Origin of the sequence: Pseudarthrobacter cellobiosi (genome assembly GCF_023913755.1) — a bacterium.
Classification (GTDB): domain Bacteria; phylum Actinomycetota; class Actinomycetes; order Actinomycetales; family Micrococcaceae; genus Arthrobacter; species Arthrobacter cellobiosi.
Genome location: NZ_JAMXBJ010000042.1, coordinates 22,106 through 35,770, shown reverse-complemented (window position 1 = coordinate 35,770; position 13,665 = coordinate 22,106). Strand labels below are relative to the sequence as shown.

Below are 13,665 nucleotides of genomic sequence, written 5' to 3'. Positions count from 1 at the left end.
GGTTCCCCCAGGTTTGCCCAGGTGTGCCGAGTGTCCCGCCGTAACAGGCTGGCGTCGCTGCTCAAAGCCGGGGAAACCCAGCTGCCGTACGCAACCAGATCCCTAGACCAGGGAGTCCTTCCAGGCGCCATGGAGATCTGCGAAGCGTCCGCCGCCGCCGATGAGTTCTGCAGGGGTGCCGTCCTCGACCACGCGGCCGTCGTGGACCACCAGGACGCGGTCGGCAGTTTCAACGGTGGAGAGGCGGTGCGCGATGATCAGCGCCGTCCGGCCGCCGCCCGCAGCAGCTGAGCCCTCGGTCGCAGACCTCGCACCAGACGAGCCCTGGGCACCTGCCGGGCTGCCGGCGTCGGACGTTGCCCGCAGAAGGCGCGCCAGCCCGCTCTGGACGAGCCGCTCCGAGGGGATGTCCAGCGACGAGGTGGCCTCGTCCAGGATCAGCACCGCCGGCCGGGCCAGGAACGCCCGGGCGAAGCTGATCAGCTGCCGTTGCCCGGAGGAAACCCGGCCGCCGCGCTTGTTGACATCGGTGTCATAGCCTTCAGGGAGTTCGGTAATGAACTCGTGGGCGCCCACGGCCCGGGCAGCATCCTCGATCTCATCACGGGAAGCCTCCGGCCGGCCCAGCGCGATGTTGTCCGCCACGGAGCCGCTGAACAGGAACGCCTCCTGGGTGACCATCACGATGTTCCGGCGCAGGTCCGTGGTGGTGAGGCTGCGCAGGTCCACTCCGTCCAAGGTCAGGGAGCCTGAGGAGACGTCGTAGAAGCGGGCGATCAGCTTGGCCAGCGTGGATTTCCCGGCGCCGGTCTGCCCAACGAGGGCCACGGTCTGGCCGGCGGGGATGTGCAGGTCCATGGTGGGGATGACCACAGGGCCGTCGCCGTAGCGGAACTCCACACCCTTGAAGTCGATGGTGCCCCGGGCATCGCGGAGCGCCACAGCGTTCTTGGGCGGGCGGACCGTCGGAACCTCCTCCAGCAGGCCGGACACCTTCTCCAGGGCCGCCTGGGCACTCTGGAAGGAGTTGTAGAACATGGCCATCTGGTCCACCGGCTGGAAAAAGCGTTTGGTGGAAAGGATCAGTGCCAGCAGCACGCCCACGGCAAGATCCCCGCCCAGGACACGGAACCCGCCGAACAGGAGCACCACGGCCACGCAGACGTTGCCGATCAGCACCAGGCCGGGCTGGAAAACGCCGTTGAGGTTGATGGAGCGCACAGTGACCAGCCGGTAGTCCTCGGACAGCTGGCCGTACGTCTCGGCGTTTTCAGTTTCCTTGCGGAAGGCCTTCACGGCGCGGATCCCGGTCATCGTCTCCACAAAGTGCACAATCAGCCGGGCGGACACCACCCGGGATTCGCGGAACACGATCTGGGAGTGCTTCTGGTACCAGCGCGACAGGAAGTACATCGGGAAGCCGGCGGCCAGCACGATCAGCCCGCTGCGCCAGTCCAATGCAAACACCGTCACAGCAGTGAAGACCATAAACAGCAGGCCCGAGGCCAAAGAGCTGACACCGGAGTCGAGGAGTTCCCGCAGCGCCTCCAGGTCCGAGGTCTGCCGGGCGATGATCCGGCCGGACGTGTACTTTTCGTGGAATTCCAGGCTCAGGCGCTGCGTGTGCCGGAAGACCCGGACACGCAAGTCCAGCAGCATCGCCTGGCTGAGCCGCGCGGTGGAGGTGACGTAGAGGGCGGTGAGTCCCGCCGTCGCGATTGCTGCGAGCAGGTAGGCGACGCCCGTGAACACCAGCGGGAGGTTGTCGCCCGCCTGCAACGACGGGAGCGCGTGGTCGATGCCGAACGCGATCAGTGCAGGCCCGGCTACGCGCGCGGCCTGGGACAGGACCACGGTGGCGATGGTCAGCCAGAACCTGAGCCGCACGGGACGGATCAGGGTTGCCAAAAGGGCGAGCGACCGCCGTCGTACGGTTTTACTGTCCGTCTTGCTGAGGTGGGTGTTGTCCTCGTTGGCGGTGCCGAAGGTTACGCTACTCATCGGATGCTGTCCTCTGACTCGTCCTCAAGCTCCGACAGTTCCGAATCCAGGTCCCGTGGTTCCTGGTCCAGGCTGGCGATGACATAGCGGTAATGGGGGTTGTGCGCCAGCAGTTCCGTGTGGGTTCCGACGGCGGCGATCCGGCCGTCCTCGAGCAATGCCACCCGGTCGGCCAGCGCCACGGTGGATGGACGGTGCGCGACGATCAGCGTGGTGGTGTCCTTCAGGACCGCGCGGAGCCGGGTTTCCACGAGCTCCTCGGTGTGCACGTCCAGGGCCGAGAGCGGATCGTCCAGCACCAGGACCCGGGGCCGCGCGGCGATGGCCCGGGCCAGGGCAATCCGCTGCCGCTGCCCGCCGGAAAGGCTCAGGCCCTCCTCGCCGATGAGCGTATCCACGCCTTCCGGCAGCGAGTACGCGAAGTGCGCCTGCGCCACATCCAGGGCTTCGTCCAGGGCTTCCTCGGTCCGGTCCGGCGCCCCGAGAAGCACGTTGTCGCGGACCGAACTGGAGAACAGCGTGGTGTCTTCGAACGCGACGCCCACTACCCGACGCAGCCCGTCGACGTCGAACTCGCGCAGGTCCACGCCGTCGATGGTGATGGAGCCGTCTGTGACGTCGTACAGGCGCGGGACCAGCTGGATCAGCGCGCTCTTGCCGCTGCCGGTGATGCCCACCAGTGCCATGGTTTCGCCCGGCCGGACGTCCAGGTTGATGTTCTTGAGGATGGGCTTGTCCGGTGCGTCCTCGAACGCGAATGTGGCGTTCTTGAAGCTGAGGGCGCCCTTCAGCTGCGATGGGGTGCGGGGCTCCGGGGGACTGGTGATGGTGTTGACCGAATCCATGACCTCGAAGTGGCGGTCGACGGCGGACTTGGCGGTGAGTGCCATGGCCAGCAGCATGCCGGAGAATTCCACCGGCGTTGCGATGACGGCGGCGGTGGCGAAGAAGGCCACCAGGGCGCCGATGCTCAGCTGGCCGCTGGCGCAGAGCATCACGCCCACCACCAGCCCGGCGCCGAGCGCGAGTTCCGGCAGCAGCGTGACCACCATGGTGAAGGTGGCCTGGTGCTTCGCCTTCATGATCTCGGTCTGGCGGAGTTCCTCGGCCTGTTCGTTGAAGTTCTCCAGGGCCTCGCGGCTGCGGCCGAAGGCCTTTAGGACGCGGATGCCGTGGACGGATTCCTCCACAGTGGTGGCGAGGTCGCCTGCCTGGTCCTGGCTACGCCGCGCCACCTTGCTGAAACGCGTCCGGAACCGGAACCCGTAGGCCATGATGGGCACCGCGGCGGCCAGGAAGATCACGGCCAGCTGCCAGCTCATGGAGAACATGACCACAATGCCGATGACCACCGTGAGTGTGGTGACCACCAGCATGATGGCACCGAACGCCATCCAGCGGCGCAGGAAGTTCAGGTCCGTCATGGCACGCGACAGCAGCTGGCCGGAGCCCCAGCGGTCGTGGAAGGACACCGTCAGGTCCTGCAGGTGCCCGTAGAGCGAGACCCTCATCTGGGTTTCCACGGTGGTGGCCGGGTTGATCACAAACTGCCGGCGGAGCGCCACGAGTCCCGCCTCGGCGATGCCCAGGACCAGGATGACGACGGCGGCAGTCCAGACGGCGTCCGACGCGCCACCGGGTTTGAGGGACTCATTGACGAGGACCCGCAGCACCTGCGGGATGGTCAGCGCCACGACGCTGGCCAGGAGTGCGCAGAGGAGTCCCATCACCAGCCGGGGGATGATCGGCCTCACGTGAGGGTAAAGACGGCTGATGGATCTGAAAAATGAGGTCTGCTTGGCCATGCCCGCTTCTCAAGCTCTAAATCGAATGTAGTTTCCCTTAGCAACTACCCTATGCCATGGCGTGAGAAGGTTCACACGTCCACATCCCCGTTGCTCTATCACGTACGGTCGCCAACGCCCTTGGTTAGGAGCTGTAAGTGATAGGGCAACGGGGCTATTCGGGGGAGGTCAGCGTCAGCAGGACAGCCTCGGGTTTGCAGGCGATACGGATGGGAGCGAACCGGGAAGTGCCGATGCCGCCTGAGACGTTGACCGGCGTCGTACGTCCGTTGCTTTCCCAGTTGTTGAGTCCCTTGGCCCGCCACGTGGGGAGGTCGCAGTTGGACACCAGGGCGCCGTAGCCGGGGATGCAGAGCTGGCCGCCATGGGTGTGGCCCGCCAGCAGCAGGTCCGCGCCGTCCTGCGTGAAGTGGTCCAGGACCCGCTGGTACGGGGCGTGGATGACCGCAACCCGGAGGTGCGCGTTCTTGTCCTGGTCTCGGGTGCCGCGGGGCCAGCCCGCGTAGCGCTCCCGGCCCAAGTGCGGATCGTCCACGCCGGAGAAGTCGAAACGGATGCCCTTCAGCACCACCGATTGGTGCCGGTTGGTGAGGTCCACCCAGCCGCCCATGCCGAAGCCGGACCGCAGCCGCGGCCAGTCCAATTCGGTTTGTTTGGGCTTGGTCTTGGACGGTCCCAGCAGGTAGGACGCGGGGTTTTTGAAGCTCGGGCCGTAGTAGTCGTTGGACCCCGGGACGAATACGCCGGGAAACTCCAGTAGCGGGCGCAGTGCCTTAAGCAGGGGCTCCACTGCCTTGACGTGGCTGAGGTTGTCCCCGGTATTGACCACCAGGTCAGGTTCCAGCGACGCCAGCGACTCAAGCCAACGCGCCTTGGTGTCCTGGCCCGGGACGAAGTGGATGTCGCTCAGGTGCAGGACGCGGAAGGGCGCGTGCCCTGCGGGCAGGATGGGCAGTGCCTCCTCGCGCAGGACAAACTGGTTCTTCTCCCACAGCCCGTATCCGAAGGCGGCGAGACCCGCTGCGGTGCCCGCGCCGGCGGTGACGGCAAAGCCGCGCCCGATGTTCCGGACGCGGCTGGCCAATGCTGGGCTGACTGCCATGGGAGGCTAGTTCTTCTTGTCGCTGTTGCCCGGTGCGGGGTCCGCGGCCGGCGGGGTGGCCGGTGCCGTGGCCGGCGCGGTGGCCTGCGTTGACGGCGTAGTCCGGGCAGGCGTTCCGCTCACCATGTTGGTGGGCGGGGCCGTGAACGGGTTGGTGCCGTACGCCGGAGCGACCTGGGCCATGTACTTGGAGAACATGGGACCGGCGATCATGTAACCGTCGATCGCCTTGTAGAACTTTCCATTGACCGTGAGGTTACGGCCCTCACGGCTCTGGTCACCCAGCGGGTCACCGAACCATGCGGCGGTGGCCACGCCGGTGGTGAAACCAACCACCCAAGTGGAGCCGTTGGTGTCGTTGGTGCCAGTCTTGGCAGCCACCGGGAAGTTGGTCTTCGTGGAGAGTCGCGGCTGGATGAGGGATCCGGAACCCTCATCCAGGACCTTCTGCAAGGCATACGCAACGCCCCGGGCGACCTCCGGTTTGACGGCATCCCGGCAGCTCGTGGCCTGTGCCGGGAGCTGCGCGCCGGTCTGGTCCGTGACAGAGGTGATAGCGATGGGCTCGCAGTACTTGCCGTCATTGGCGAACGTGGCAAATGCGGAGGCCATGGACAGCGGGGCGGTCTGCGTGGAACCGATCAGGTTGGCCAAAGTGGTCATCTTGACCTTCGGGTTGGGATCTTCAGCCGAGGGCAGGCCACCGTGGATTCCGACCGCATCCACGATCTTCTGGATACCGCAGAGGTCAACCTGTGCCGCCGAGGCGAAGGTGGCCGTGTTGATCGAGTTCTGCAGGCCGTACAGGATCGTCATGTTCCGGTAATAGCCGTCGTCGGAGTTCTGCAGGTCAAAGCTGCCGGGAATCCTGGCGTCGTACCAGCCCACGGTGGGGTCCGGGCAGGTGTTCTTCCAGGGGAAGTTCTGCGGGTACTTGCGCACGGAGGCGTTGATGTTGGTGTTCATGGACTTGCCCTCGTTCAGCCATTGGGCGAACGTGAAGGGCTTCATGGTGGAGCCGGGCTGGAATCCACCCAGGCCGTTGAGGTCGTTGCCGTCCTTGTCCAGCTTGTCCACGTTGAAGTTCTGCGTCTGGTTGAACTTGCCTTCGGTGGGCAGGAACGACGTGTTCTGCGCCATGTTCAGGATCTTGCCGGTGTTGGGCTGCACGGAGACGATGGACGCACCCCAGTTGTCCGGATTGACGCCGGCGGCTGCATCAGACTCGGCCTGGGCAACGTTTTGGGCGTTGACGTCCAGCGTGGTGGTGATGGTCAGGCCGCCGCGGAAGATCTTCTGCTCGCGCTCTTTTGCGTCCGCACCGTAGGCCGGGTTGTTCAGCAGCAGGTGAAGCACGTAGTTGCAGAAATAGGGTGCCGTGGTGGCGTATGCGCAGCCCTGGCGTGACTCTGTGATCTTCGGTTCCACCGGGGTGGCCACGGCGGCGTCGTGATCGACCTGGGTGATCTTTCCCTGGTCCAGCATGAGGCCCAGCACCAGGTCCCGGCGCTGTTTGGCGTTCTCCGGGTTGGTGATGGGGTCAAACGCTGACGGGCTGTTCACGAGGCCAGCCAGGAGTGCTGCCTGCGGGAGGGTCAGATCCTTGGCGGTGGTGCTGAAGAAGAATTTGGACGCGGCCTCGATGCCGTAGGCGTCGCGGTTGAAGAAGACGATGTTGAGGTAACCCTCGAGGATCTGTTCCTTGGAGAATTCCTTCTCCAGGGCGATCGCGAGCTTCATTTCGCGAAGCTTGTCTCCCACGCCCTTGTTGACACCGTTGAGCTTGATGTCCTCAGTGTTTCCCTCGGCAGCGAGGTTGGAGTTGAGCACGTTGTTCACGTACTGCTGGGTGATGGTGGAGGCACCCTGTTTGTTGCCACGGGCTGTGCTGACCATGGCGCGGAGGATGCCGGTGGTGTCCACACCGCCATGCTCGTAGAACCGGCTGTCCTCGACAGCGATGATGGCTTCCTTCACGAACGGCGAGATCTGGTCGAGGGCAACCTTGGTCCGGTTTTCCTCGTAGAGGTTCGCGATCAGGCTGCCGTCCGCGGCGAGGATCCGGGTGGACTGGCTGGGCGGGTCCACCTGCAGCTCTGCCGGGAGGGTATCGAAGAACTCTATGGAACCGCTTGCCGCGCTGCCGGAAACGGCCGCAGCCGGAACCAGCAGGCCCGCCACCAGGACACCACAAATCGCGCTCACACCGAGGAAACCAAATATCTTTCCGAGGGTAGTGGCCGTGTCGAAAATGGGGTTCTTACGAGTCACCATGTTTTCCACTTTACCGGCAAGGACTAGTCTTTAGCTCATGACCAAATGGGAGTACGCGACGATTCCGCTCATTATTCACGCTACCAAGCAGATCCTGGACCAGTGGGGAGAGGACGGCTGGGAGCTCGTCCAGGTAATCACTGGACCGGACGGCAACGGCCTGGTTGCCTACCTCAAGAGGGAGAAGCAGTAGCGATGAGCATCCCCGCAGAGACTACGTCCGGCCCTGTATCCGCGCCGGAAAACGCGTCTGCTTCAGCGCCGGTTTCCGCCGTCGAGCAGCGCCTCGCCGAGCTGGGACTGACCCTCCCCGAGGTGGCCGCGCCCGTCGCCGCCTACGTGCCGGCCGTCATCACCGGCAGCCATGTTTACACCTCCGGCCAGCTGCCCTTTATTAACGGCAAACTCGAAGCAACCGGCAAGGTCTCCACCGGCACAGAGGGCGCTTCCGACGAGCCCACAGTGTCCCCGGAGGACGCCAAGGCCTACGCCGCTGTCTGCGCCATCAACGCGCTGGCGGCCATCAAGAGCGTCATCGGCGATCTGGACCGCATCACCCGCATCGTCAAGGTGGTGGGCTTTGTGTCCTCCGATCCGGCCTTTACGGGACAGCCGGGCGTCATCAACGGCGCGTCCGAGCTCCTCGGCCAGGTCTTTGGTGACGCAGGCCGGCACGCCCGCTCCGCCGTCGGCGTGTCGGTCCTTCCGCTCGACTCTCCCGTCGAGGTCGAACTGATCGCTGAATTCAGCTAAGGACCCGGTTCACTCAATTGCCTCAGCTCGCCCGACGCTTGTTTGCCCTTCCTCCGGATCTTGAAGGGGCTGCCCAAAGCTGGCTCGAACACGGCGAGCGGACCCCGCGTGCCGCCCGCTACGCATCGTCCGTGGTGCTTCTGCGGGACTCGCCCACCGGCCTGGAGACGTGGCTGGGCTACCGGCCCGGCTCCTCGCCGCTGGGCGTCCTCGCCTTCCCCGGAGGTTCCCTGGAGGCGTCCGACGACGACGCCGTCGGCTGGCTGGGCCCCTCACCCCAGCATTGGGCCGAGCAGATGGGGACGGACGACGTCGGGCTGGCGCGCCGCCACGTGGTGGGCGCCATCCGCGAACTCTTTGAGGAAGCCGGCGTACTCCTGGCCGGGACGGACATGTCCACCACCGTGGAAAACACGTCAACGCAGGACTGGATGCGGGCCCGCGTGGCCGTTGCCGACCAGGAGAAGACCTTCACGGAGCTCCTCGCCAAGCGGGGACTCTCGCTACGGACCGACCTGCTGAAGCCGCTCGTCAACTGGCGCAGCCCGGACTTCGCGCACCGCCGCTTCGACACCCGCTATTTCGCCGCCACGGTCCCCATGAACCAGCAGCCCAGCCTGCTGGAGACCAAGGGCGTCTGGGGACGATGGGTGTGCGCCACCAAGGCCATCGCCGCGCGCAGCACCACTGCCCTGGGCGACGAAGTGGGCCAGGAGAACACCGTGGGCCTCACCCTTGGCCAGCTCCTGGTGCCAGGCTCGGAGATCATGCTCGAGAAGATGGCCGCAGCGAACGGCTGCATCGCGTACCTCAGCTACAAACGCAAACCCCACGTGTATCAGGCCCGGCTCGTCGACGAAGAGGGCACGCTCATGCTCGAAGTCGAGGCCGCCAAAACCGTAGCCGGAGACCCCCAGCGCGAGCGCTAGCCTGTCCGCGATGCGCTCCTACGCGAAAGACCGCTGTCCCGCTCGAACGCTCTCTCACTTCCTGCGGGTTTTTGGGCAACGCTCTCTCACCTCAAACGCGAAAGGCCCGAGGTCCGGCATCCGGAAGCGTGCGTCAAAGCGACGAAGGAGCAGCACGCGGAGGATGCCGGCCTCGGGCCGGACGCAATTGGGACTACCGGGAGCGCTGGCGGAGGCGCTGCATGTCCAGGATCACTACGGCACGGGCTTCGAGGCGGAGCCAGCCGCGCTGGACGAACTCTGCCAGGGCCTTGTTGACCGTCTCGCGGGAGGCGCCTACCAGCTGGGCCAGTTCTTCCTGGGTGAGCTCGTGGGCTACCAGGACGCCGTCCGTTGCCGGGCGGCCGAAGCGGTCGGCCAGGTCGAGCAGGGCCTTGGCCACGCGGCCGGGAACGTCGGAGAACACCAGGTCCGAGAGTGAATCGTTGGTGCGGCGCAGGCGGCGGGCCAGGGCCTGCAGCAGCTGAGCCGAAACCTCCGGGCGCGTCCGCAGCAGGGCGTTGAGGCTTTCGTTCTTCAGGCCAGCCAGGCGGGTTTCAGAGACGGCCGTTGCCGTGGCCGTGCGGGGGCTGGGGTCAAAGAGTGCCATTTCGCCGAACAGTTCACCCGGGCCCAGGATGGCGAGCAGGGACTCCCTGCCATCGGGGGAGGTGCGGCCCAGCTTCACCTTGCCGGAGACGATGAAGTAGAGCTGGTCGCCCTGGTCGCCCTCGCGGAATACCGATGCACCGCGGGAGAGGTCCACCTCGGTAAGCTCGTCCGTCAGCAGGCGGAATGCTTCGTCGTCGAGCGTGGCAAATAGGGGTGCTCGGCGCAGTACCTCGATGTCCATGAAATCTCCTGAATAAAAAGTGTCGGCTGTGGCGCTTTTGCCATTGTTTCAGAATTTTCAAGGTTCTGTGACGTACTTGGCAGCGGAAACGCCGCTGACGGTGTCTAATGCGGGCACGATCCGGTGTTCGGCCCCACCCAGGCTGTGATTTTCACGACCGAACCTTGCCCCTAGGGGCGGGGGACTGGCGCCCACAGAACAATGTCAGCTTGCGCCACTAGAATTGGGTCTCAACCGTATTAGAGGAGCGTCAGTGTTTGGCTTGACCGTTCTGGACCTGGCGCTGATCCTGGCCCTGCTGTCTTACCTGATCTATGGCCTGCGCAACGGCTTCCTGGTCACGCTCGGCGGTATCGCCGGCTTCGCCGCGGGCGCGGTGGCCGCGTTCTTTGCCGTTCCACTGGTCAGCGGCTTCGTGGATGACTCCGGCTGGAGGCTGACCGCCATCGTGGCCGCCGCCGTCGTACTGATGGCCATGGGCCATGGCCTCGGGACCATGATCGGGCGCAAAATCCGCGGCGCCGTGCGGATCAAGCCGCTGCGTGCGGTGGACCGGCTGGTGGGCGGGGCCGTCAACGTGGTGGTCTCGGCCCTGGTGATGTCCATGCTCGCCTTCAGCGTCAGCGCCCTGGGCGTTCCGTTTGTGTCCCAGCAACTGGCCGAGTCCAAAGTCATCCGGTACATCGATGGGCTGACGCCTGTCCCGTTGAAGACCACCATGGCGCAGCTGCGGTCCACGGTGATCGGCAACGGAATCCCCACGCTGCTTGAAGGCCTGGACCAGGGGCAGCCGGTGGCGGTGCCCAATGCCAGTACCGATACGCCAGCGCTGAACCGGGCCGCGCAGTCAGTCCTGAAAATTGCCGGAACCGCCTACGAATGCGGCCAGAACCAGACCGGCACCGGCTTTGTGGTTTCCCCGGGCCGGGTTGTGACCAATGCCCATGTTGTGGCGGGCGTGTCGCAGCCGGTGGTTGAAATTCCCGACGGCGGCGCGCTGCCCGGCCGGGTGGTGTACTTCGATACGCGGCACGACCTCGCCGTCCTGGCCGTGGACGGGCTGCCGTCCGAACCGCTCACGCTGACGTCCGACCTCCCGAACGGCAGCCCGGCGGCCTTCGCGGGGTATCCCCACGGTGGCCCCTTCAAATCCAACCCTGCCACCGTCCAGGACATTACGTCGGTCCTGGTCCCCGATATCTATGGTGAAAACCCGGCCCCGGAACAGATCTACCGCCTGGCCGGCGACGTCCAGCCCGGGAACTCGGGCGGCCCGCTGCTGACCATGGAGGGCCTGGTGGCCGGCGTCATTTTTGCCAAGGCAACCTCGGACACCGAAATGGGGTTCGCCATCACCATGGATGACCTGTTCCCGGTCGCGTCCCAGGCCGCCGGCTTCAGCGCGCCCGTGTCCTCCGGCCAGTGCATCCAGAAGTAGCCGGGCGGCCTAAGTCGCCGGGACCCGGCTACAGCGTTTCGGCCAGGTAATCGATGGCCAGCTTGTAGCCGAACACGCCAGCTCCCACGATCACCGCGGCGCACACCGGGGACAGGAAGGAGTGGTGCCGGAAGTCCTCACGCTGGTGCACGTTGGTGATGTGGACCTCGACGGCGGGAAGCTGCACCGCTGCCAGAGCGTCGCGTAGGGCCACGGACGTGTGGGTGAAGGCGCCGGCGTTCAGCACAATCCCGACGGCGGTGCCGCGGGCTGCGTGGATGACGTCCAGGAGCACGCCCTCATGGTTGGACTGGACGCACTCCACCGTGAAGCCGTGGGCCTGCGCCGCGGTGGCTGCCAGCTGCTCCACGTCCGCAAGGGTGGAGGTGCCGTACTTCTCCGGCTCACGGGTGCCCAACAGGTTGAGGTTGGGGCCGTTGATCACGAGGATGGTGCCGCGTCCGGCAGCCGAGGCAGATGCGGAGTCAGGGGAGGAAACGTCAGTCATAGATCCAATCTACCTGCCGGATTCTGCACCATCATTCGGCGCCGGGCGATTCCACCAGGCCGGATTTCCGGCGGCCGTGGACCGCGGCAGGTGAATGATGGTACAGAATTCGTCGCAAAGGACCCTAGGCGACGACGTTGACGTTCCACGGACGACACTTACTTTTCGCACAGCTGGTGGGCCGGCCGCGCTGCCAAGAGGGCCATTCGCTGGCCGGCGCTCGCTACTTCCGGCTGTCCGCTGTCGCCGCTCACCCGAGTCCGCGCCAAAGGGGGCGTGCTCTGCTGCCTTGATCCATCACGTATGTATGCTCGGCACATGAACATCTTCGAAGAAGCATCAGCATCAAAGGTTCTTGGAACACATGCGTGCTGGAGATCCCTTCGGTCCGCTTCAGTCGGTCGACTGGCGGTGATTGGCACCAACGGACCTGAAATCTTTCCCGTGAACTACCTGCCGGAGGATGGATCACTGTTTTTCCGGACAGGTCCGGGAACCAAACTGGACGCTTTGCTGGAAGGGGGAGCGGTCGCACTGGAGGCTGACGGCCTCAACCCCTACGGAACCATTGCGTGGAGCGTCGTGGTGAAAGGCCGTCCTGAAGCTGTCCCGGACAACGAACTTGATCAGGACCAGGTGGATCAGAGCCTGTCTCCCTGGGAGCCGGGGGCTAAGGATCAGCTTTTCCGCATTACGCCGACGGAAATTACTGGACGCCAGTTTGCCATCAACCCGTCCGCACGATGGTGGTCACCACGGGAGCCCTGAGGTTCCGGCAAGGGAGTCGGGGCGAGTTCCGTGGGGCCGGCCTGCTGACTCCAGGCTGAGCGCCGTTCAGGGGGTCGGTCACTGTTGGATGGATTTGTCGGCATCAGTGCCCTGTGCTGGCGAGTAGTGAGTGGATTCCACTACGTGCCGCGCAGCGAAGCCAGTCAGGGCACCCACAGTGACCGCCATGAGCATGCCGGCCACTAAATATGACCCCAACAGGGCAGGAAGTGCTGTGTTCTCGTCAATGAACGGAGACGGCGCGAATGTCCAGAGGATGCCAACGGCCCAAGCACCGGCGTTGACAGGGATCCACCAGGAGGCCCGCCGGACTACCCGGCGTAAGACAAGCCACTGCAAGGTCGGAATCGAAGCCAGAAGCACCGCCGCCCCGACGACAATGAGGGCAAGAGCGGACGGCGAAGCGAAATCGACACCGCCGATCGTACTCGGCAGCATACCGATGGACCACGCGACTGCGGCACCCCCGCCAGTGGCGGTAATCCAGGCGGCACGAGGGATCCCAAAAGAGCCAAAGCCGATGGACTGTCCCAACCCAAGGAGGATGCCTTCGCATGCTCCGGCGGCGATCATCAACGGATAGACAACGGAAGCGGGCGCGGCGGCGAAAGTCAACGCTCCACCAACAGCGGCCGGGATAATGAATCCAACGGTCTCCCCGGCCGTAACCGCAAGCACCCACCGACGCATGAAAGTGCGTCTCATGTCTGTGGCCCTCCCGCCCATGTAGCCGATACTACGCGCCATGCCACCTCAAAACGGCATGGGTTCGTTTTGTAAGATCGACGGGCCCCGAAAGGGTAAGGATGGCCCAACCGGCGCAACCTTGGAAGACAACACAATTGACCGACAAACCCCCGGTAGGGACAAGGAAACCAACATGATTGAATCAAGCCCGCTATTTGGCCGAACGCAATGACGCACACCCCGACACGGAGAATCTGACCATGCCGAGCAAGAAGTCCGGGACTTGGAGCGATCTGACAAGCGGGCAGCAGGCTGTGGTCCTGGCCTTGTCCTCAGTGCAGTTGTCGCTGGCCGCCACCGCTAGGACGGATCTGGCCACCCGCCCCGCCCCGCAGGTCAACGGCCGCAAGAGTGTGTGGGCGGCGGTCATTGCCCTGAACTTCTTGGGCCCCGTGCTGTACTTCACGCACGGAGTCCGCCGCTGAACCCGGCTCCGCCACCGGGAGGG

The 13,665-nt window shown here is 65.0% G+C and carries 13 protein-coding genes; 6 read left to right on the top strand and 7 right to left on the bottom strand.

The genetic code is table 11. The features are described from left to right. Positions 1-102: 102 nt before the first annotated feature. From NG696_RS08905 to NG696_RS08890, 4 genes are all read right to left on the bottom strand, one after another. Positions 103-2,001 carry an ABC transporter ATP-binding protein gene (locus NG696_RS08905; RefSeq protein WP_252575194.1) on the bottom strand — a complete coding sequence of 633 codons (1,899 nt, stop codon included), beginning with the start codon at positions 1,999-2,001 and terminating at the stop codon, positions 103-105. Continuing rightward, positions 1,998-3,806 (bottom strand): ABC transporter ATP-binding protein, encoded by a 1,809-nt coding sequence (locus NG696_RS08900; RefSeq protein ID WP_252575192.1) that lies wholly within the window; start codon positions 3,804-3,806, stop codon positions 1,998-2,000. Before NG696_RS08900 ends, NG696_RS08905 begins: the two co-directional genes overlap by 4 nt. Positions 3,807-3,960: 154 nt before the next feature. Further along, on the bottom strand, positions 3,961-4,908 hold the full coding sequence (locus NG696_RS08895) for a metallophosphoesterase (RefSeq protein WP_252570394.1): 948 nt from the start codon (positions 4,906-4,908) through the stop codon (positions 3,961-3,963). 6 nt (positions 4,909-4,914) lie between these two features. Further along, a complete protein-coding gene (locus tag NG696_RS08890; protein WP_252570392.1) occupies positions 4,915-7,182 on the bottom strand; it encodes a transglycosylase domain-containing protein in 2,268 nt (755 codons plus the stop codon). A 37-nt stretch (positions 7,183-7,219) separates the two neighbouring features. On the opposite strand from NG696_RS08890, the gene sp36 reads away from it, so the two are divergent. From sp36 to NG696_RS08875, 3 genes are read left to right on the top strand one after another with little or no spacing between them, the layout of a single operon-like run. Next, positions 7,220-7,375: a Sp36 family protein gene (sp36, locus tag NG696_RS08885; protein ID WP_099093395.1), complete on the top strand. Its 156-nt coding sequence runs from the start codon at positions 7,220-7,222 to the stop codon at positions 7,373-7,375. A 2-nt stretch (positions 7,376-7,377) separates the two neighbouring features. Further along, positions 7,378-7,935 carry a RidA family protein gene (locus NG696_RS08880; RefSeq protein WP_252570390.1) on the top strand — a complete coding sequence of 186 codons (558 nt, stop codon included), beginning with the start codon at positions 7,378-7,380 and terminating at the stop codon, positions 7,933-7,935. 17 nt (positions 7,936-7,952) lie between these two features. Beyond that, positions 7,953-8,864: an NUDIX hydrolase gene (locus NG696_RS08875; RefSeq protein ID WP_252575190.1), complete on the top strand. Its 912-nt coding sequence runs from the start codon at positions 7,953-7,955 to the stop codon at positions 8,862-8,864. 193 nt (positions 8,865-9,057) lie between these two features. On the opposite strand, the gene NG696_RS08870 is transcribed toward NG696_RS08875, so the two are convergent. After that, positions 9,058-9,735: a Crp/Fnr family transcriptional regulator gene (locus NG696_RS08870; RefSeq protein WP_011693220.1), complete on the bottom strand. Its 678-nt coding sequence runs from the start codon at positions 9,733-9,735 to the stop codon at positions 9,058-9,060. A gap of 253 nt (positions 9,736-9,988) precedes the next feature. Here NG696_RS08870 and NG696_RS08865 point away from each other — a divergent pair, with 253 nt between their 5' ends. Continuing rightward, on the top strand, positions 9,989-11,173 hold the full coding sequence (locus tag NG696_RS08865) for a MarP family serine protease (protein WP_252570386.1): 1,185 nt from the start codon (positions 9,989-9,991) through the stop codon (positions 11,171-11,173). A gap of 28 nt (positions 11,174-11,201) precedes the next feature. Here NG696_RS08865 and aroQ read toward each other — a convergent pair whose 3' ends face one another. Then, positions 11,202-11,681, bottom strand: a complete 480-nt coding sequence (aroQ, locus tag NG696_RS08860; RefSeq protein WP_252575188.1) for a type II 3-dehydroquinate dehydratase — start codon at positions 11,679-11,681, stop codon at positions 11,202-11,204. 318 nt (positions 11,682-11,999) lie between these two features. Here aroQ and NG696_RS08855 point away from each other — a divergent pair, with 318 nt between their 5' ends. Then, positions 12,000-12,449 carry a pyridoxamine 5'-phosphate oxidase family protein gene (locus tag NG696_RS08855; protein WP_252570382.1) on the top strand — a complete coding sequence of 150 codons (450 nt, stop codon included), beginning with the start codon at positions 12,000-12,002 and terminating at the stop codon, positions 12,447-12,449. A 78-nt stretch (positions 12,450-12,527) separates the two neighbouring features. On the opposite strand, the gene NG696_RS08850 is transcribed toward NG696_RS08855, so the two are convergent. Further along, a complete protein-coding gene (locus tag NG696_RS08850; protein WP_252575187.1) occupies positions 12,528-13,175 on the bottom strand; it encodes a hypothetical protein in 648 nt (215 codons plus the stop codon). A gap of 242 nt (positions 13,176-13,417) precedes the next feature. Between NG696_RS08850 and NG696_RS08845 the strand changes: the two genes are divergently transcribed. After that, the gene (locus NG696_RS08845; protein ID WP_252570378.1) at positions 13,418-13,642 is read left to right on the top strand and encodes a hypothetical protein; all 225 of its coding nucleotides are present in this window, start codon (positions 13,418-13,420) and stop codon (positions 13,640-13,642) included. Positions 13,643-13,665 lie beyond the last annotated feature (23 nt).